We start from the raw sequence: 20,257 nt of genomic DNA, 5'->3' as shown, positions 1-20,257 counted from the left end.
CGTACACCCTTTGTTCGTCTACGAACAAATACAAAAGAAGCTCTAAAATCATTACACCCTGTAATACTGAACAATACACCTTCTGGCATAGTATATGATAAGAAATCGAGTTTGCATATTATCTTTCTTTAGATAAACTGCTTTTCATTCTATTTTTAATCAACAAACTGAGACATGATCAAAAAGTTATTTTTCATTACAACTTTTTTAGTTGCACTTGCAAAAAGTCTTTTAGGTGCTGAAACTCCAACTTGGCTTCGCTATCCTGCAATTTCTCCAAATGGAACAACATTAGTTTTCCAATATAAAGGAGATATATTCAAAGTAAACTCAGATGGAGGGATGGCGACTGCTCTTACTTCAAATTCTTCATACGACACGCAACCTGTTTGGTCACCTGATGGCAAAACAATTGCATTTGCTTCTGATCGTTTTGGAAACTTTGATATTTTCACGATTCCAGTTGAAGGAGGAAGTCCAAACCGAATTACTTTTAATTCGGGGAATGAAAAACCAAGTAGCTTTACACCAGATGGGAAACACATCTTATTCTCAGGACTTATTAGTGATACTCCAGAAAATGCCATGTTTCCATCAGGCGGAGTACCTGAACTATATAGTATATCTGTAGATGGTGGACGCGAAAATCAGATTCTGACTTCTCCAGCTCTATTTGCTAGTTACAGTTCAGATAAAAGCTTACTGCTTTATCAGGATCAAAAAGGATACGAAAATCAGTGGAGAAAACATCACACTTCGGCTGTAACTCGTGACATTTGGATTTATGATGTTAATAACAAAAAACATAAAAAATTCTCTTCATTTAAAGGTGAAGACTTAAACCCAATATTCAGTTCTGATAATAAGGACGTTTATTACCTTTCTGAGAAAACAGGAAGTATGAATATTTGGAAAGCTCCTGTCAACGATGCTTCAGCATTAACTCAGGTTACTCAATTTGAGAAACACCCTGTTCGTTTCATCACAATTTCCAAGAATAATACTTTAGCTTATTCTTATAATGGTGACATCTACACTCAAGCTGCAAATGGCAAAGCCAATAAGATAGAAATTAACATCAATGCGGATAGCAAAGAAAACCCTATTGTTTATAAGCAAATGAGAGGTGGGGCTGGTGAAATGTCTGTTTCTCCTGACGGAAAAGAAGTTGCTTTTATTATACGTGGTGAAGTCTTTGTTACTTCGGTAGAATATGGAACAACGAAACGAATTACCAATACGCCAGAACAAGAACGTGGTGTAAGTTTCAGTCCCGATGGTAAGGCCTTGCTTTATGCATCAGAAAGAAATGGAAGCTGGAACCTTTATCAAACTAAAGTTGTTCGCGATGTTGAAATGAATTTTGCAAATTCAACCCTTTTGAAGGAAGAAGTCGTTTTAGAGTCTACACCAGAAACCTTCCAAGCTAAATTCTCACCTGATGGTAAAGAAGTTGCTTTCCTTGAAGAGCGTGTTATACTAAAAGTTATTAATCTGGAAAGTAAAAAAGTTCGTACTATCCTTGAAGGAAAATGGAACTACTCCTATAGCGATGGGGATCAGCATTACGATTGGTCACCTGATAGCAAATGGTTTTTAGTCAACTTTTACCCTCATACCTTATTTATGTCCGACGTCGCTTTAGTAGATGCTCAGGGCAATAAAACGATCAGGAATATTACAGAAAGCGGTTACTCTGATAACGAAGCCAGATGGTCTCTAAAAGGGAAGGCTATGATTTGGTTCACTGACAAACGTGGTTTTAGAAGTCACGGTAGTTGGGGATCTCAAAGCGATGTATATGCTCAGTTCTTTACTCAAAAAGCTTACGACGATTTTAAATTATCAAAAGAAGAACGCGAGTTAAAAGATGAGATTGAGAAAGAAGCCAAAAAGAAAAAAGAGGATACTGAGAATAAAAAAGACGAAAAAAAGAAAGGTAAAAAAGACAAGAAGAAAGACGACAAAAAAGATGAGAAGAAAGACGAACCTTTAAAAATCGAATTTTCTGGTTTAGAAGATCGTCAAGTTTGTCTAACGATTAATCCTTCCAGACTTTCCGATGCCATTCTTACTCCTGATGGAAAAAAACTATTCTACTTAAGTAAGTTCGAAGGTGGATACGACCTTTGGGTTAACGATTTAGTTAAAAATGAAACTAAAAAGATTCTGGATCTTAAAGGTGGCGGAGGTGCTATGCAATTCGACAAAGATGCTAAAAATCTTTTCTTAATGTCAGGTCGTAGCATTATCAAAGTTGATGTTGCTAGCAACAAGCGTAAGAACATTAGCTATAATGCTGAAATGTATCTTGACAAAGCCGCTGAACGTGAGTATATGTTTGAGCATGTATGGCGTCAGATGAAGAAGAAATTTTATGATCCAAAACTACATGGTGTGGATTGGGATTTCTATAAAGAAGAATACAAGCGATTTCTACCTCATATTTCTAATAATTACGACTACGCAGAAATGCTAAGTGAATTGTTGGGTGAATTAAACGCATCACATACAGGATCTGGTTACAGAGCAAGTTCAGACAATGGTGACAAAACGGCAAAACTGGGTGCTTTCTTCGATTGGAACTATAATGGTGATGGTCTCAAAATTGCTGAGGTTCTTGAAAAAGGGCCACTACATAAAGCTGAATCTAAAATAAAAGCTGGTGTTATTATTGAAAAGATAGATGGCATAAGCTTAAATAAAGACAAAAGTTATTACCCACTTCTGAATCACAAAGCAGGCAAGCAGGTATTATTGAGTCTATACAATCCAACAAGCAAAAAACGTTGGGATGAAATTGTGAAGCCAATTTCTTATACTGGAGATCTTTTATATGAACGTTGGGTTAAGAAATGTCAGAAAGAATGTGATAAGTTATCTAATGGCCGTATTGGCTACGTTCACGTAAAGGGAATGAACTCGGCAAGTTTCCGTAAAGTTTACTCTGAGATGCTAGGTAAATATGGTACTCGCGATGCGATTATTGTTGATACACGTTTCAACGGTGGAGGTTGGTTACACGATGACTTGATCACCCTTTTAAGTGGAAAAGAGTATGCTAAATTCAGCCCTCGGGATCAATTAATGGGATCAGATCCTATGTCGAAATGGAAGAAGCCATCTGCTGTATTGATTAATGAAGGAAACTATTCCGACGCATGTGCATTCCCATATGCTTACCAGTATTTAAAGATTGGTAAGCTGATTGGTATGCCTGTTCCTGGTACAATGACAGCTGTTTGGTGGGAAACTCTACAAGATAAGAGTATATACTTCGGTATGCCACAAGTTGGTATCAAGGATATGAAAGGTGACTATATCGAGAATCAGCAAATAGAGCCAGATATTAGAGTAGAAAATAAATTTGAACTGGTCACTGAAGGTAAGGATCAACAACTACAGAAAGCTGTTGAGCATCTACTTGAAGGCCTAAAATAAATAATAGTTTGTTTAGACCATGATTCCTTCCACAAAAGAGGAGCATGGTTGATTTTAAAATGAAAAAACGGTTTTTCACAAAAATGGCTAGTCTTAATTGACTAGCCATTTTTATATGCTATAAACTCGATTCTTATTTAAACAATTTAATGAGTTCATCAAGTCTTAAACCATCTACATTTACGTTTAACTGTGCTTGCTGATAGAAGGGTAATCTTTCATCAAGATGATTGGCAATATAAGCTTCAAGCTCATTATTAGGAATTGCCTTTACAATAGGACGTTCTCCATCAGATTTTAGGATATTTTGCTTTAGTATCAATGGACTTGATTCAAGAAACAAAGTCTTCCCCATAGCATTCATTTTATCCATATTATTGTGAAAACAAGGTGCTCCACCTCCAGTAGAAATGACACAAGCTTGTTCCAGATCTTTCACAGACTCTAGAGCAGATTGCTCACGTTCGCGGAAAGAAACCTCACCAAACTGTTCAAAAATATCAGGTATACTCAATCCTTCTCTTTTTTCGATCAGTTCATCTAAATCGATAAAATCGAAGCTTAAGGAGTCTGCTAAACGTTTACCCCAATAGGATTTCCCGCAGCCCATATAGCCTATTAGAAAAATATGCATAATTGTCACTTGAATTTATCCACAAAGCAATTAAGCTTCAACATTTACTACTGTATCATCAGACACATTATTATCATCCCCTAATTCAGAATCAACGTCTTCTACTTCACGAACAAGAGGTTCAATTTCTTTAATCTTAGCCACATCATATGTCGTTAATCTCTTACCTCTAGCCTTAAATGATTTTACAGCAATAAACTCTTCCGCATCGATTTTCTCAGTTGGTCGATCTGCCTGAGCCCCTCCAAATTTGATTTCAAACTGTGGGAAGGCTGCATCTGATAAACAAACTAATTTACTTGCCTTATTATCCCCTATAAAACCCTGCACTTTCGAGTTACCATCCATCGTAAAACGCTTCAGGTAATAATGTTCTTGATCAGCATCATAGAAAACAGCGGTCCAAATCTTATTCACATCGAATTTCTCAATAATACTTATCTGATCAGAATAGTGATTGCTTAAATCAAAACTACTCAGATAAAAGGCATTGTTACGTTGAACGACCAATATTTGATCCTCCCCAATAAATTCACCTATGAAATCCCCACGCTTTTCAGTATTCAAACGCAATACATCTGGATCGAACCAAACCTTTCTTCCGCCTAAGGTCGAAACTCCTTCATGTTTGAGGGTGATTTTTTGAACCGGAGTACGACTTAAAATATTCCCCATTGAAGCACGTCCCTTGATCAGTAGATCTGCAAAATTGTATTCAAAATTCAATTTTTTGATTCTACCTTGAGCCTTCAAGAGGACTCTTATAATTTCAGCTTCACCATTAGGATTAGCACTAAAGTAGGTAATTCTAGAACCCGGACTTTCCTTGGTTAAATTATACTCTTTATCACGAGTTAAGCCCGTAACATTAAATCGTTTTGCATAAGTAACCCCAGCTTTTCCATCGCGATAAACCACATTATAAATGGTTCGCTTATCGTTTTTACGGAATATGGATATATGCACTATATTTTGCCCAATAAATAATTTATCGGTAACCTTAGTGATGAAATAAGAACCATCCTTACGGAAAATAATCACATCATCAATATCTGAGCAATCACATAAGTATTCGTCTTTCTTCAAGCTGGTCCCTAAGAATCCTTCAGCAAAATTTACGTAAAGTTTTTCGTTAGCAACCACAACCTTACTAGCTACAATACTATCAAAACTTCTAATTTCTGTCTTACGCTCTTTGCCTTTTCCATACTTCTTTCTAATCGATTGGAAATATCGAATAGTAAAAGGAATAATATTGGCGATATGAACTTTAATTTCCTCAATCTCATCTACGATAGACTGAATATAATCCGTTGCCTTATTGATATCGAATTTAGAAATACGCTTAATTTTAATCTCAGTCAATCGAACAATATCCTCTTCAGTTACTGCTCGCATTAAATGCTTGGTATGCGGCTTCAGTCCAATATCAATCGTTTCGATTACAGATTCCCAAGTTTCGCATTCTTCTATATCTCTATAAATTCTTTTCTCAATAAAAATACGCTCAAGTGATGCATAATGCCAGGCTTCTTCAAGTTCTGCTTTTCGAATTTCAAGCTCAAGTTTTAATAAGGCAACTGTCTTATCTGCTGAACGTTTTAAAATCTCCTGAACTCCAATAAACTTAGGCACATCATCCTCAACAACACAGGCATTAGGTGAAATTGAATATTCACAATCGGTGAAAGCATATAATGCATCAATAGTTTTATCCGAAGAAATACCAGTGGCCAAATGAATTAAAATCTCAACATCAGCCGCTGTATTATCATCAATTTTCTTAATCTTAATCTTCCCCTTATCGTTCGCTTTAATAATAGATTCAATCAGGGTCGATGTTGTTCTCCCAAATGGGATTTCAATTATTTTAAGGGTTTTATTATCAATTTTCTCGATACGTGCTCTTACTTTCACAGCTCCACCGCGCAATCCATCATTGTATCGACTCACATCAACCATACCTGCAGTTGGGAAGTCTGGAAAAATCTCAAACTCTTCCTCCTTTAAATAGGCAATACAGGCTGCTATAAGCTCATTGAAATTGTGAGGTAATATTTTAGAAGCCAAACCCACAGCGATACCTTCAACTCCCTGTGCAAGTAATAATGGGAATTTAACGGGTAAAGTTATCGGTTCCTTATTTCTCCCATCGTAAGATTGTTTCCAATTGGTCGTTTTAGGGTTGAATAGAACTTCTAAAGCAAACTTAGACAAACGAGCCTCGATGTAACGAGGAGCAGCTGCAGAATCACCCGTTAGGATATTCCCCCAGTTTCCCTGCATATCTATCAACAATTCTTTCTGTCCCAATTGAACCAAAGCATCACCAATAGATGCATCACCGTGTGGATGAAACTGCATGGTGTTCCCGATGATATTAGCTACCTTATTGTACCTACCATCATCAAGCTTTTTCATTGAATGCAGAATCCTACGTTGTACAGGCTTTAACCCATCGTTCACATATGGTACGGCACGTTCAAGAATTACGTATGAAGCATAATCTAAAAACCAATTTTCATACATCCCTGACAGATAGGTCACTTTTCGTAAGGCTTCAGAGCCCTTCTCTTCATTGTGTCCATCATTTTCTTCAGGAGTTTCCAAACCATTAGTCTCGTCGATACTCATTGATATTTAGTTTTATTTCTGCTAGCCTGAAAAACTAGTTTATTTTATAAATTATTTTGTTTACTGACAAAGCTACATTCCGATGATCATCCATTGATATCGTCACGCTCAACATGCAAATTCTCAATAATAAATTCTTGTCTATTGGGGGTATTCTTTCCCATATAAAAGGAAAGCATATCAGAAACAGAATCCTCTTTCTTCATCAAAACAGGATCTAAACGAATATCCTTGCCAATAAAATATTTGAATTCGTCTGGCGAAATTTCACCCAAACCCTTAAATCGAGTAATCTCAGGATTAGCTCCCAAACGTTTCATTGCTCTTTCTTTTTCTTCGTCAGTATAACAATATTTTGTCGTCTTCTTATTTCGAACTCTAAACAAGGGTGTCTGTAAAATATATAAATGACCACTTCTCACTACATCAGGAAAAAACTGAAGGAAGAAAGTAATCAACAACAATCGAATGTGCATTCCATCAACATCGGCATCCGTCGCAATAATCACATTATTATAACGTAAACCTTCTAACCCATCCTCAATATTCAAGGCTGCTTGTAAAAGATTGAATTCCTCATTTTCATAAACAATCTTCTTCGTTAAGCCATATGTATTCAAAGGTTTTCCCTTCAAACTAAAAACAGCCTGAGTATTTACCGATCTTGATTTTGTAATCGATCCACTGGCCGAATCTCCCTCGGTAATAAAAATACTAGTTTCTGATTTATTCTCGTGAGTCGAATTAAAATGAACTCGACAGTCGCGAAGTTTCTTATTGTGTAAGTTCGCTTTCTTAGCTCGCTCTTTCGCTATTTTCTTAATGCCTGAAATAGCTTTACGCTCTTTCTCCGACTCTATAATTTTTCTATGAAGAGCATCCGCAACTTCTGGGTTCTTGTGTAAATAGTTATCTATGTTAGATGTCACAAAATCCATTATGAAATTTCGAACCGATGGACCATCAGGACCAATATCTTTCGATCCTAATTTGGTTTTTGTCTGAGATTCGAAAACTGGTTCCTGCACTTTGATACTAATTGCTGCAATTATAGAAGTTCTGATATCAGAAATATCAAAATCCTTTTTATAAAAATCGCGAACAGCTTTTACAAGTGCCTCACGAAATGCTGCAAGATGCGTACCTCCTTGGGTGGTATGTTGACCGTTGACGAAAGAATAATATTCTTCACCGTATTGATGGCCGTGGGTCATAGCCAATTCGATATCTTCACCCTTAAGGTGAATAACCTCGTAAAGACTTTTACTATTCATGTTCTCGTGCAACAAATCGAGAAGTCCATTCTTTGAGAAAAATTTCTTACCATTGAAATATATAGAAAGACCTGCGTTCAAATAAACGTAGTTCTTAAGCATAGTTTCGATATACTCGCTTATGAAACGGTAATTAGAAAACATTTCTGGATCAGGGTGAAAAGTAATTCTAACCCCATTCTTTTCTTCACTCTCCTGAATCTCGTCTTCGCTAACTAATTCTCCTCTACAAAAAGTGGCTTTTTTAACTTCACCTTCGCGAAAAGATTCTACAACAAATTCATCGGAAAGTGCATTGACAGCTTTTATACCAACACCATTCAGACCTACAGATTTTTTAAAAACTACAGAATCATATTTAGCACCGGTATTCATTTTCGAAGTCACATCAATAACCTTACCCAAAGGAATCCCTCGACCATAATCGCGAATACAAACGGTACGATCAGTAATATCAACATAAATTGATTTACCAATCCCCATTGCAAATTCATCGATAGAGTTATCGATAACCTCTTTTATCAGGATATAAATACCATCGTCATGAGAAGAACCGTCGCCCAACTTACCGATATACATACCGGGACGTTTGCGAATATGCTCTTTCCAATCGAGTGTTCTAATTGAATCTTCTGAATATTTAGCTGTCATTTATTGAAGCGCTCAAAATGTTAACAAATAAAAGATCTTTGATTATCAAAAACCTTAGAAATGAAGAATAGGTTTGAAAAAAGTGAATCAGCTTATAAACAACCTACACTCCAAATTGACCAATCACATTAGAATTACGACCTCTTTGAGAATTCTTTGAGGGTAAAATAATCCAGCAAAAATCAGCCACCCACAAATATAGCTAAAAGTATGGCTTTTCCGAAAGTAGTTTATCAACAGCTCATTAATTGGAAACTATATAAAGAGCTGAACACATCTCAAATAGGGATCTTCAAGCATATACACATGAAGCATACATTGTTAAGAAATAGATTTCACAAAACATAAGACACAAAATTGAACATCTACATAAAACGCCTTCCTTTTTGCAAACCATTGCATAAAAAATCATCATTTACTTCTGATTTCAATAACAAGGTCATCAATATTTATATACATTTGCGGCTTAAATTTAGAGCTTTATGAATTTTAAATTTGTCCTAAACATCCTGGGACGCATACTTCTCATGATAGCTGTTTTCATGATGACAATCATACCATGGATCATCTATTTTCATGAAAATAGCATTTTGTTTGCTATTGAAGAATCAATAGCAATTCCTTTAATTACAGGATTGGTATTGATTTTATTAACCAAAGGTTATAATAAAGATATTGGTGCTAAAGAAGCCTATATTCTGGCATCATCTGCCTGGATAATCATGGGAATGGCTGGTAGTCTTCCTTTTTGGCTAAGTCATACAACAAACAGTTTTATAGATGCTCTTTTTGAGTCAATATCGGGCTTTACAACAACAGGTTCCTCTATTCTAACTGATATTGAAGCGGCACCTAAGTCAGTTTTATATTGGAGAAGCTTAACCCATTGGATTGGTGGAATGGGAATCATTGTATTAACTGTAGCCATTTTTCCTTCACTTCGAATTGCCTCTTACCGATTATTTTCAAGTGAATCATCAGGTATCGATTCTAGCAAATTGATGCCAAAAACCTCATCGATGGCAAAACGTTTATGGGGAATATATATCAGTTTAACAGCCATCATGACGCTGATATTAATGCTCGGAGGCGTCAACTTTTATGAAAGTATCTGCCATGCCTTTGCTAGCATTGCAACAGGAGGCTTTTCCACTAAAAATGCAAGTGCAGGCTTTTACACGCCATTTGTACAGTATGTCATGATGTTTTTCATGCTGATCTCGGGCATTAACTTTGCCTTGCACTATGGACTTTTAAAAGGACGATTCAAAGATCTGATCAACAACATCGAACTAAGAACTTACCTCAGTATTATTTTCTTAGTAGGAACTTCTATCAGCTTGATGCTTTATTTTAAGATAGGCTTACCTTTTGAACAAGCTTTCCGCGATTCGTTCTTCCAAGTCATTTCTGTGATTACAGCTACAGGATTTGCCTCGGCCGATTACTTAGAGTGGAATCAAGTATCGTGGTTGCTTATATTCTTATTGATGTTTATAGGTGCATGTGTCGGTTCTACTGGCGGTGGTATAAAAGTTATCAGACATGTCATCGCAGTAAAAGTTATTTTCAGATTATTACTTCAACAAATACACCCACATCAAGTTAAATCTATCAAAATCAACAAAAAAACTGTAGAAGAAAAGAAAGTGCACTCCATTGTCACTTTTATTTTTATCTATCTTTTTATATTCTTTTTAGGTGGTATGTGTTTAATGGCAACTGGACTCGATCCTGCATCAGCTTTCAGTGCATCCATTACATCTATGGGTGGCATAGGGCCAGGTCTTGGAACAGTTGGTCCAGCATCCAACTTTGCTCATCTTTCTGATGTAGCCAAAATCATTCTTCCAATTCTTATGATTACTGGACGCCTGGAGGTATTAAGTTTTTTAGTTATATTCACTCCTAGTTTCTGGAAAGGAAATAATAGATAAACTAATACTTGAAAGATGATTAAGAAAGTAGTTCCAATAAGTCTCTTTATCCTACTATTTGCAAAAATCACTTACACCTTAATCACAGATTTTAACGCCCTAAACGGAATTCAACTTTTTGGAATGGGACTTGGACTATTCATCTGCTCATACTTTCCATTTATAATAGCAAGTGAAAAATACATTGACTTTTTAGATGGATTTAAAGTCAAGCCAATCAAAAAAGAAAAATAAGATTATATCCTAAAACTAAAATACCTAAAAGAAACCCAGCTTTAGCAACTTAAGAATCACAAAGGAAATTGTTACCATTTCTAAAGCAACAATTGCAATCAATAAACCAGCTCCCGAATTTTCTAAAACTTGCTTATAACGTGCAAATTGCTTTTGTGGGTACAAGCGGGACACCCACCAGCGAGTGATTCTGTAAAAGAAGTATCCTACTCCCAGACCTAAAGCCATTCCACCAAGAATATCACCTGGATAATGAAGCCCTAAATACAAGCGGGTATAAACAATCAACAAAGACCAAATCGTAATAAATAAGGTATAAATATTATTCTTAAAGAGTTTTGAGGTATAAATCGCAAATGCAAAAACAGCTGTAGCATGTGATGAAACGAATCCAAATTTATCGCCAGCATAAGCCTTCACCAAATTGACAATCCCATATAAATCGGGTTCATGACTCGGACGGAATCGCTGCAGTATATTCTTAAAAAGATAGGTTGATATTAAATCACCAAATAATATCAATAATGAAAGTCCAATCAACCACCACCAAGCTTCTTTTCCCTTATACTTAAAAATCTGATAAGCAATTAGAATGTAAAAAGGTATCCAAAACTCAATTCGAGTAAAAAACATCATGATAGCATCCCAAAAAGCACTATGAGAAGAATTGAACCAAATAAAAAGTTCTTTATCGAGTTGAAGTAAAGTTTCCATAGAGAATAATAAGTATAAATGAACAATACATCAACGCAAGAACACTTGCTTTTATTGCACCTAGACAAGCTTAGGCAGCAGAATATTGTCAATTAATTTAGAGCAAAAAATAGGCTTGGTTTATAACCAAGCCTAAATCATAAAAAAATATCTTAAAGATCTACTCAGCCTTATCAGCTATAGCATTATCTTCATTTATAGCTTTCCAAAGCATATCTTTCAGTTCAACAAGACCTTGCTGAGCAACTGAAGAGATAAAAGTACATGGGATATCGGGTAGATCTAGACGAATCTCGTCTTTCAATTCCTCATCCAACATATCAGACTTCGTAATAGCTAACAAACGCTTTTTATCTAAAAGTTCTGGATTGAACTGTTTCAATTCATTCAAGAGAATTTTGTATTCATCATGAATACCCTTACTATCAGCAGCAACCATAAATAAAAGAACCGAGTTTCGCTCGATATGACGTAAGAAACGTAGACCTAAGCCACGACCTTCATGTGCTCCCTCGATGATTCCAGGGATATCCGCCATTACGAATGATTTATTATCGCGATACCCAACAATACCTAAGTTAGGAACTAGAGTCGTAAATGGATAATCAGCGATTTTTGGTTTTGCAGCAGAAACTACAGATAGTAACGTTGATTTCCCAACACTTGGAAAGCCTACCAAACCAACATCAGCTAAACATTTAAGCTCTAGAATCACAACACGCTCAACACGTTCTTCACCTTGCTGTGCATAGCGTGGTGTTTGATTTGTTGACGATCGAAAATTCCAGTTACCTAAACCACCACGTCCACCTTTTACTAAGACTTTGGTTTCACCATCATCAGTCACATCAAAAATGACTTCACCGGTTTCAGCATCACGAGCCACTGTTCCCAATGGTACTTCGATAACCTCATCAGCACCTTCGAATCCAGTACTTCTACTCTGACCTCCAGAACCACCATCTTTACCGAATACGTGTCGGCTAAAACGTAAGTGAATTAAAGTCCAAAGTTGCTTATTAGCTCTGATAATAATGTGACCTCCACGACCACCATCACCACCATCAGGTCCACCTTTCATGGTTAACTTATCACGGTGAAGGTGAGCCGAACCAGTACCTCCAGCACCAGAGCGACAAAATATTTTAACGTAATCTACAAAGTTAGATCCTGCCATTTTGTGTTGATTTTTAGCCTATATAGCACGAGCTATTTGCTATGAGTGAAATACAACGAATACACAATGGCAAAGTTGTACCTTTAAAATTTATCGTTATTTATACGATATTGAGCTCTTTATTTGAACAAGCTTTCGCAACTAGAACAGCTATTCTTTCAGAAACTTCAGAGAGTGATCCTATACCATCAACGGTAAAATAGAGATCTTGTTTTTTATAATAATCGGCAATGGGAGCAGTTACGTCATCGTATATTCTCAAACGTTTAATAATAACTTCCCTTCCACTATCATCAGGTCTCCCAGATGATTCTCCTCTTTTTAGTAATCGCTGAATCAGAATCTCTTCTTCAACTCTTAATTCAATTACCAAATCGACATTACCTTGTCTTTCAGCCAGCATATCAGCAAATTGGTCTGTTTGACCAATATGGCGAGGCATCCCATCGTAAACGATACCTCTAGCTTTAGAATGCTGATCTAAAAATTTTTCTACAATTCGATAAGCCAATTTATCTGGGAAAAAATTTCCTCCATCAATTAACCTTTTAGCTTCCAGACCTTCTGGTGTTGCAAATTTTATCTCTTCTCGACATACATCACCCGTGGATAAATGAATCAAGTTGAATTTCTCTTGCAATAATTTAGACTGAGTACCTTTTCCAGATCCTGGAGGCCCAAACATGATGATATTCACCATAGAACTTATCAGATATAAAATCAAAAACGAATGTGAGTCAGCATTTAAAATATCTATTTAATAAGATAATTTGAGACAAACACATTCGAATATAACTAGTCGATAACTGTATAAACATCAGGAAGATTTCTTCCGATACCATCGTAATCTAAACCACGACCAACAATAAAGTCATTAGGAATATCAATACCTACGTAGTCAATTTTCACATCACGCTTTAAAGCATCAGGTTTAAATAACATGGTTGCAACTAGAATTTCTTTAGCCTTATATTCTTCGATTTGAGCTAAAGTGTTTTCCATTGTAATTCCAGTGTCAACAATATCTTCAAGAATAACAACTGTACGATCTTTAAGATCCTCAGTGAAACCCATCAATTTTTTCACCGTACCTGTTGTTCCCATACCTTCGTATGAAGTTAAACGCATGAAAGTAATTTCAGCATTTTCAACAGTTATTAGCTTCATCAAATCAGATGCAAACATGAATGATCCATTTAGAATACAAATAAACATTGGATTCTTTCCAGCTAAATCCTTGTTCATCTTCTCAGCCATTTCTGCAATAGCATTATCAATCTTCTCAGCCGGGATAGATACCCTAAACTCTCTATCAAGAAGTTTTACAGTTTTCATCTGTCTATAATTTTATTTGCCTTCCCAATTCTTTCGGAAAGAGTTCGCTTCATAAAATTCCAAATGGAATTAAATTAATGCTTCCGTTAGGTGATTATTCTTTTGATTTTATTCTCACGTAAGCCGTCTCAATTTCATTAAAGAAAATCAACGTCCCATATCCTTCACACTCTATATGCCATGTTTAGCTAAAATTCAACCTTAAGCATAAAACCGTCAATATAAGCCATCTAAAGGACAAAAAAAAAGTTTTAAATCCATAATGTAACATCCATATTTTTTTTCCATTTTTGCCTTAAACAAAAGCAACCATATGTTTGTTGATCATATAGAACTAAAACAATTCTTACTTGGCGACAAAAGTACAATTTTTTGTTATTACTTTTATAAATCCACCAATTAAAACACGATGAAAGCGAAAGTTAGTATTATCATGGGAAGTACTTCTGACCTTCCAGTTATGGAAAAGGCAGCCAAAATTCTGAACGATTTTAAGATTCCATTCGAAATAAATGCCTTATCGGCACACCGTACTCCTGAAGAAGTTGAAGTTTTTGCGAAAGGCGCAATGGATAATGGCATTAAAGTTATTATTGCAGGTGCAGGTATGGCAGCGCATCTACCAGGTGTAATTGCAGCTATGACGCCACTACCAGTTATTGGTGTACCTATTAAAGCAAGTCTTGATGGAATGGATGCTCTACTTGCTATTGCGCAAATGCCTCCAGGAATTCCTGTTGCTACTGTTGCTATTAATGGGGCAATGAATGCAGGTATTTTAGCTGCTCAAATTATTGCATCAGGTGATGCAGCACTTCAAGTTGAGGTTATCAAATTCAAAGAAAGCCTAAAGCAGAAGATCGTTAAGGCAAATGAAGAATTAGCTACAGTAAAATATGAGTATCGAGTTTGATAGTGAAAATCTATCTAATGAGATTATAGAGATACATTTATAAATAATCCGCAAAGTAAACCTATTTACTTTGCGGATTCTTTATTTACTCAGAACCAGGAGATTAAAAAACAATTAATATTTGACATATTAAAAATTCTACACTAACTTCATGATTGATCTTAAAACATTTAGCAATGAAATCGATCAATCTTATCCTACTATTACTATTTACATCGTATTTAAGTCAGGCCTCTTCTGAAAATCATTTAGCAGGTGCACGATCAAATGCTATGGCTAAGGCATCTGTTGCTTCATTCGATATTTGGGGTAATTACAACAACCAAGCTTCTTTAGCCAAACTCAAAAAAATCCAATTAGGTATTTTTTACGAAAACCGCTTTCAGCTCGAGGATTTAAGCACCAAAGCAATTGCTTTATACCTACCTACAAAACTTGGTGGTTTTAACCTTAACTATTCACAATTTGGTTCAGACTTATACAAAGAGAGCAAAATCGGTATAGGTTATTCAAAAGCATTAGGTCAGCATTTCTGGGCTAGCGTTCAGATCAACCAAATGCGAGTAAAACTCAATCAGGTTTATGGTGAGCAGAGCAAATACAACTTCGAAATTGGCTTATTGGCTGAAATATTTTCTGACTTTTATGTAGGCTTCCATCTTTTTAATCCGACTCAGGAGAAATTTGAAACCCTATATTTTGATGAAGCCATTCCAACTGTTGCACGCTTTGGTTTTTCGTGGCATTTATCAAAGGAGACGTTGCTTAACTCAGAAGTTGAGAAGGATTTTGATAACGACATTCGTTTAAAATTTGGTATCGAACACAAACTACTTGAAAAACTATTTCTTAGGCTAGGTGTCTCAAATCACCCCGATCAAATTAGCTTTGGACTGGGCTACCAATACAAAGTGATTAGAATGAACTTTGCCTACTCCAAACATCAGAATCTTGGATATACGCCTTCAATTGACCTCAATATTTCATTTTAAAATTTAGCTATGCTTCGTTTTAAATCTATACTAATATTTCTCACCATCACACTACTGGTATGCACTAAGCTTATCGGACAAAATACGGCTAGTAGAAATGATATTATTGAGAAAATGATCGAGAATATTGCTGAAAACAGCGAAGAAACCCTAGACTATACTGATCTAGTAGAAAGATTCAACACATTATATGACAATCCCATCAACTTAAATAATGCTAGCAAAGATGATTTAGAACAATTACATCTACTTTCAGATTATCAAATACAGAACCTATTGGATTACAGAAAAGAGAGTGGCCTTATTTATAGTTTTTACGAACTAAGATTACTTGATGGGTTCAATTATTCTATACTTCAGAAAATAATTCCTTTTACAAGTCTGGAAATTGACTCTCAAAAAATTTCAATTCCAACAAAACGTAGAGCCAAACATTTTGTTCTCGTCAGAACTCAAAGAACATTAGAGCAAGAAGAGGGCTATAATACATATAATTTTGAAGATGATGAGTTGATTAGTCCTGATGATAATCCTCAGTATCTAGGTAAAGAATGGAAATATTATACACGTTATAAATATAGCTCACCTAAAAAGAATATTGAATTTGGATTTACTGCTGAAAATGATGCTGGCGAACCCTTTTTTAAGGAAATTAACACCAATGGATTTGACTTCTATTCTGCCTTTGCCGAATTTAAAGGCAAGGGGACAATTCGTCAAATTAATATTGGCGATTACCAGATCAAATTTGGACAAGGCTTAAGTCTTTGGTCAGGCTTGGCTTCTCGAAAGTCTACATTTACGACTCAAAATTCCAAAAGATTACAGGGTGTCAAATCCTACCATTCAACTGACGAAAATCTATTTTTTAGAGGTGGTGCAATCCAATTAAAACTTCTAAAGAATATTCACTTGACTGCTTTTACCTCATCAAAAAAAAGAGATGCAAGCATTGAAAACGGTTTAACTAATAGTATCATCAACACCGGGCTTCATCGTTCATATAGCGAATCGGAGCAAAAGGATAGACTCGATGAAAAAATATGGGGTGGCACATTGCTTTTCAAGCTAAACAAAATTGAATTTGGAGCTTCATTTCTAAAATCACAATTTTCACCTGAGCTTGCAAACAAACCAGATGAAATCAATAAAATTTATGATTTTTCAGGAAAGGAAAACCACAACCTGAGCGCCTACTACGAAACTCGATATAAGAGAATTCATTTGTATGGTGAAGTTGGACAGAGTAAATCGGGTGGTCATGCCATTTTACAAGGCATGCATTTACAAGCCCATCCTCAATTATCCTTAGAATTCATTTATCGAAATTACGATAAAGATTACCAAGCTCTTTATGCTAATGCCTTTGGAGAACAATCTGGCACTCAAAACGAAGAAGGCATCTATTTTGGAGCTGAGTTTCATCCCTACCCCAAATGGACAGTTTTAGCCTATTATGACCTATATGAGTTTCCTTGGCTCAAGTATCGCGTTAGCGCTCCAACAACTGGTCGAGATTATCTTTCTCAAATAGAATTTAATCCTAACAAAAAGGTCTCAGTCTATTTCAGATACAAGCACGAAACCAAACCAGAGAATTCAAATGATGAAAAAATCAAAACCCCTATTGATGTCTCAAAGAAACAATACCGTCTACATCTATCAGCCAAACTTAATGAGAATTGGGAAATTAGAAATCGTGTAGAATTATCTGAATACAAAAAATCTAAGAAAGAAAATGGCTATCTCCTTTATCAGGATCTTATCTATCATCATGGTCAACTACCATTCACAACCAGCATTCGATATGCACTTTTCGACACAGATTCATATAACACTAGAATCTACGCCTACGAAAATGACATTCTATATGCATTTTCGATACCTGCCTATTTCAATAAAGGATCGCGTTTCTACTTCAATTTCAGATATAAGTTCAATAGATCAGCTAGTTTATACATACGATATGCACGAACACAATATGCCAACACCAAAAATATTGGTTCTGGAAACTCAGAAATCTCAGGAGACACAAAATCAGAAATTAAATTACAGCTAAAACTAAGTTTATAAAAAATGCCACCTAAATGATTAGGTGGCATTTCTAAATCTTATTAATATGTCATATAAACGTAACCAGATAATGGCTTTTTATTGACACCAAATTTGAATACGTAAAAGTAGGTTCCTGGTGGAAGTCTATCATTAGAAATTTGTCCAGAAACATTTCCATACCCCTCCCATTTATTATCGTAATCACGTTTTTCATAAACGATATTTCCCCATCTATTGAAGATCTCCAAACTATTATCTGGAAACCTTTCCAAACCGACAATCTTAAATTTATCATTTAAATTATCGTTATTGGGTGTAATCGCATTGGGTATAAACACATCGATCGGAACAACAACAATTTTAACTTTCCCTTGTGTAGACAAACCATCTTCATCGCTCACCTCATATAGCATAGTCAATTCTCCAATGAATCTTTCTCCAGTATTAAATTCCATACTAAGAAGATCATCAATTGAAATGATATCATTATCATTAAGTATTTGACCATTTAAAAGAACAATTTCCCCAAAATCAACCGTTGCCAGAATTTTTACAGAAAGTTCATCGCCATCTGGATCAAAAGGACTTTCCAAGTTAATCGGATTGTTCAATGAAGCCTCTTTTACTTCCATTTCAAAGTCGAATACCCTCGGAGCATCATTCACTGGTAAAACAGAAATTGTCACTGTAGCTTGTCCACAAGCAGCTAAATTTTCATTATCACAAATTTCATAAGTAAACTTATCTGTACCATTATAATCTGCATCAGGAATATAAGTATAGGTTCCATTCGTATTTATAGTCAAAATACCGTGTTCAACATCTTCAATTGGAGATGTATTTATCTCAAAGGAATCACTATCAACATCCGAATCATTATCTAAAACACTTGCTCCATCCAATATTTCATCCTCATTCACATGGGCTTCATCGTCCATGGCTAGAGGTCCATCGTTAACCGCTATAATTGTAATATTAACTGCAGCCTGATCACATTGCTGTGGCGATCCATCATCACAAACACCATAGACAAAAGAATCTATTCCACTAAATTCCAGATTTGGAGTATAAGTGTATGTTCCATCATTATGAATTACTAAGTTTCCATTAGTTACATCAACGACTGGGTTTGTATTAATTGTCAAATTTGTGCCTGGAACCTTATAATCGTTAGTCAACAGATTTTCACCATTCAGAATATCATCTTCATTAACTTGCGAAGAATCATCATTAGCTTGTAATATTTCATTAACATCTGTAATTAATATCGTAAAATCACCCGCAATTTTAGAACCGTCAGCACTAATAGCTTCGATACGAATTAGGTGAGATTCATCCATCTCAAAATCAATCAAAGTTTCATTAGCAATAGTGACAATACCAGATGATTCTTCAATCTTAAATCGACCGCCAGCATCGTCCAATAAATGATAACTAATTACATCCCCATCGGCATCAGTCGCCAAAGCAGTAATATGAACTGGAGAATCATTTGTCTCAAATTCACTGATGATATTATCAGCAGGGTCAATATCTATTAAGTTTGTAATTGCATGATCTGTATCGCCTCCTGTATCATCAACGTCAGTCACAAAAATTGGAAAATCACCAGCGATTTTAGAACCATCAGCACTTCTGGCCTCAATACGAATACTGTGACTAGCATTGCTCTCGAAATCAATCTGACTTTCATCCTTCACAGTCACTTCTCCTGACAACTCTTCTATTTTGAATCGACCATTATCATCATCAATTAAATGGTAAGTAATGGCATCATCATCAAGGTCGGTAGCATGCGCTGTAATATGAACAGGCGCATCGTTTATAGCATTCTCGCTGATAACATTCTCACGCTCCTCATTATCGATCAAATCTGTAATAGGATGATCCGTATCGCCATCCTCATCGGTAACTAGAATTGTGAAGTTCTCTTCTACCGTTGAGTTATCTGAACTCTTAGCTTTAATTTTAATGATATGTGACTCATTGATCTCAAAGTCGATTAGACTTGCATCGGCGACAGTCACAACACCAGTATTTGCATCGATCTTAAAACGACCTGCTGCGTTATCTACTAATTCATAGGTAATATTATCGCCATCTTCATCTGTGGCAAAAGCTGTGATATGAACAAGTGCGTCGGCAAGTACATTCTCACTTATTGTGTTGGCTGCTGGATCATTGTCAATCAAGTTTACAATAGCATGATCCGTATCGCCACCTGTTCCATCAACATCAGTCACATCGATTTGGAAGTCGCCTGCAA

At 35.8% G+C, this 20,257-nt stretch carries 14 protein-coding genes; 6 read left to right on the top strand and 8 right to left on the bottom strand.

Annotation, left to right across the window (positions count from 1 at the left end; genetic code table 11):
* Window positions 1–174: 174 nt before the first annotated feature.
* A complete protein-coding gene (locus tag ACXR6G_RS09635) occupies window positions 175–3,441 on the top strand; it encodes a S41 family peptidase (protein ID WP_458361216.1) in 3,267 nt (1,088 codons plus the stop codon).
* A 133-nt stretch (window positions 3,442–3,574) separates the two neighbouring features.
* On the opposite strand, the gene ACXR6G_RS09630 is transcribed toward ACXR6G_RS09635, so the two are convergent.
* The 3 genes from ACXR6G_RS09630 to ACXR6G_RS09620 form a co-directional block, all read right to left on the bottom strand.
* Window positions 3,575–4,075 carry a shikimate kinase gene (locus tag ACXR6G_RS09630; RefSeq protein ID WP_458361215.1) on the bottom strand — a complete coding sequence of 167 codons (501 nt, stop codon included), beginning with the start codon at window positions 4,073–4,075 and terminating at the stop codon, window positions 3,575–3,577.
* A 30-nt stretch (window positions 4,076–4,105) separates the two neighbouring features.
* Complete coding sequence (locus ACXR6G_RS09625; RefSeq protein WP_458361214.1) at window positions 4,106–6,709, bottom strand: DNA gyrase/topoisomerase IV subunit A; 2,604 nt, start codon at window positions 6,707–6,709, stop codon at window positions 4,106–4,108.
* Between the two features lie 86 nt (window positions 6,710–6,795).
* Window positions 6,796–8,634 (bottom strand): DNA topoisomerase IV subunit B, encoded by a 1,839-nt coding sequence (locus tag ACXR6G_RS09620; protein WP_458361213.1) that lies wholly within the window; start codon window positions 8,632–8,634, stop codon window positions 6,796–6,798.
* Between the two features lie 482 nt (window positions 8,635–9,116).
* On the opposite strand from ACXR6G_RS09620, the gene ACXR6G_RS09615 reads away from it, so the two are divergent.
* Window positions 9,117–10,571: a TrkH family potassium uptake protein gene (locus ACXR6G_RS09615; RefSeq protein WP_458361212.1), complete on the top strand. Its 1,455-nt coding sequence runs from the start codon at window positions 9,117–9,119 to the stop codon at window positions 10,569–10,571.
* 15 nt (window positions 10,572–10,586) lie between these two features.
* The gene (locus ACXR6G_RS09610) at window positions 10,587–10,805 is read left to right on the top strand and encodes a hypothetical protein (RefSeq protein WP_458361211.1); all 219 of its coding nucleotides are present in this window, start codon (window positions 10,587–10,589) and stop codon (window positions 10,803–10,805) included.
* Window positions 10,806–10,829: 24 nt separating this feature from the next.
* Here ACXR6G_RS09610 and ACXR6G_RS09605 read toward each other — a convergent pair whose 3' ends face one another.
* The 4 genes from ACXR6G_RS09605 to hpt all read right to left on the bottom strand — a co-directional run bounded on the left by ACXR6G_RS09605 (window position 10,830) and on the right by hpt (window position 14,031).
* Window positions 10,830–11,519 (bottom strand): phosphatase PAP2 family protein, encoded by a 690-nt coding sequence (locus ACXR6G_RS09605; RefSeq protein WP_458361210.1) that lies wholly within the window; start codon window positions 11,517–11,519, stop codon window positions 10,830–10,832.
* Window positions 11,520–11,679: 160 nt separating this feature from the next.
* On the bottom strand, window positions 11,680–12,696 hold the full coding sequence (gene obgE / locus ACXR6G_RS09600) for a GTPase ObgE (RefSeq protein WP_458361209.1): 1,017 nt from the start codon (window positions 12,694–12,696) through the stop codon (window positions 11,680–11,682).
* 100 nt (window positions 12,697–12,796) lie between these two features.
* Entirely contained in the window at window positions 12,797–13,396 is a 600-nt protein-coding gene (locus tag ACXR6G_RS09595) for an adenylate kinase (RefSeq protein ID WP_458361208.1), read from the bottom strand.
* A 95-nt stretch (window positions 13,397–13,491) separates the two neighbouring features.
* Window positions 13,492–14,031 carry a hypoxanthine phosphoribosyltransferase gene (gene hpt, locus ACXR6G_RS09590; protein WP_458361207.1) on the bottom strand — a complete coding sequence of 180 codons (540 nt, stop codon included), beginning with the start codon at window positions 14,029–14,031 and terminating at the stop codon, window positions 13,492–13,494.
* A gap of 409 nt (window positions 14,032–14,440) precedes the next feature.
* On the opposite strand from hpt, the gene purE reads away from it, so the two are divergent.
* The 3 genes from purE to ACXR6G_RS09575 all read left to right on the top strand — a co-directional run bounded on the left by purE (window position 14,441) and on the right by ACXR6G_RS09575 (window position 18,009).
* Entirely contained in the window at window positions 14,441–14,944 is a 504-nt protein-coding gene (purE, locus tag ACXR6G_RS09585) for a 5-(carboxyamino)imidazole ribonucleotide mutase (protein WP_458361206.1), read from the top strand.
* 176 nt (window positions 14,945–15,120) lie between these two features.
* Entirely contained in the window at window positions 15,121–15,936 is an 816-nt protein-coding gene (locus ACXR6G_RS09580; protein ID WP_458361205.1) for a hypothetical protein, read from the top strand.
* A gap of 9 nt (window positions 15,937–15,945) precedes the next feature.
* Window positions 15,946–18,009, top strand: coding sequence for a helix-hairpin-helix domain-containing protein (locus tag ACXR6G_RS09575; RefSeq protein WP_458361204.1), 2,064 nt, complete (start codon window positions 15,946–15,948; stop codon window positions 18,007–18,009).
* Window positions 18,010–18,050: 41 nt separating this feature from the next.
* On the opposite strand, the gene ACXR6G_RS09570 is transcribed toward ACXR6G_RS09575, so the two are convergent.
* Window positions 18,051–20,257 (bottom strand): Ig-like domain-containing protein (locus ACXR6G_RS09570; RefSeq protein WP_458361203.1); only part of this gene is annotated, 2,207 nt, incomplete at its 5' end.

The sequence above is a fragment of the Ancylomarina sp. YFZ004 genome, from assembly GCF_054254355.1.
The sequence above is the reverse complement of the archived record's forward strand: the minus strand, read 5'-3'. Positions and strand labels throughout refer to the sequence as shown.

Excerpts from the sequence above, each read along its gene's own strand:
- purE (WP_458361206.1), top strand. The coding sequence starts at position 14,441 with ATGAAAGCGAAAGTTAGTATTATCATGGGAAGTACTTCTGACCTTCCA.
- ACXR6G_RS09625 (WP_458361214.1), bottom strand. The coding sequence starts at position 6,709 with ATGAGTATCGACGAGACTAATGGTTTGGAAACTCCTGAAGAAAATGAT.
- ACXR6G_RS09615 (WP_458361212.1), top strand. The coding sequence starts at position 9,117 with ATGAATTTTAAATTTGTCCTAAACATCCTGGGACGCATACTTCTCATG.
- ACXR6G_RS09595 (WP_458361208.1), bottom strand. The coding sequence starts at position 13,396 with ATGGTGAATATCATCATGTTTGGGCCTCCAGGATCTGGAAAAGGTACT.
- ACXR6G_RS09575 (WP_458361204.1), top strand. The coding sequence starts at position 15,946 with ATGCTTCGTTTTAAATCTATACTAATATTTCTCACCATCACACTACTG.
- ACXR6G_RS09635 (WP_458361216.1), top strand. The coding sequence starts at position 175 with ATGATCAAAAAGTTATTTTTCATTACAACTTTTTTAGTTGCACTTGCA.
- ACXR6G_RS09620 (WP_458361213.1), bottom strand. The coding sequence starts at position 8,634 with ATGACAGCTAAATATTCAGAAGATTCAATTAGAACACTCGATTGGAAA.
- ACXR6G_RS09630 (WP_458361215.1), bottom strand. The coding sequence starts at position 4,075 with ATGCATATTTTTCTAATAGGCTATATGGGCTGCGGGAAATCCTATTGG.
- ACXR6G_RS09605 (WP_458361210.1), bottom strand. The coding sequence starts at position 11,519 with ATGGAAACTTTACTTCAACTCGATAAAGAACTTTTTATTTGGTTCAAT.
- hpt (WP_458361207.1), bottom strand. The coding sequence starts at position 14,031 with ATGAAAACTGTAAAACTTCTTGATAGAGAGTTTAGGGTATCTATCCCG.
- ACXR6G_RS09610 (WP_458361211.1), top strand. The coding sequence starts at position 10,587 with ATGATTAAGAAAGTAGTTCCAATAAGTCTCTTTATCCTACTATTTGCA.
- obgE (WP_458361209.1), bottom strand. The coding sequence starts at position 12,696 with ATGGCAGGATCTAACTTTGTAGATTACGTTAAAATATTTTGTCGCTCT.
- ACXR6G_RS09580 (WP_458361205.1), top strand. The coding sequence starts at position 15,121 with ATGAAATCGATCAATCTTATCCTACTATTACTATTTACATCGTATTTA.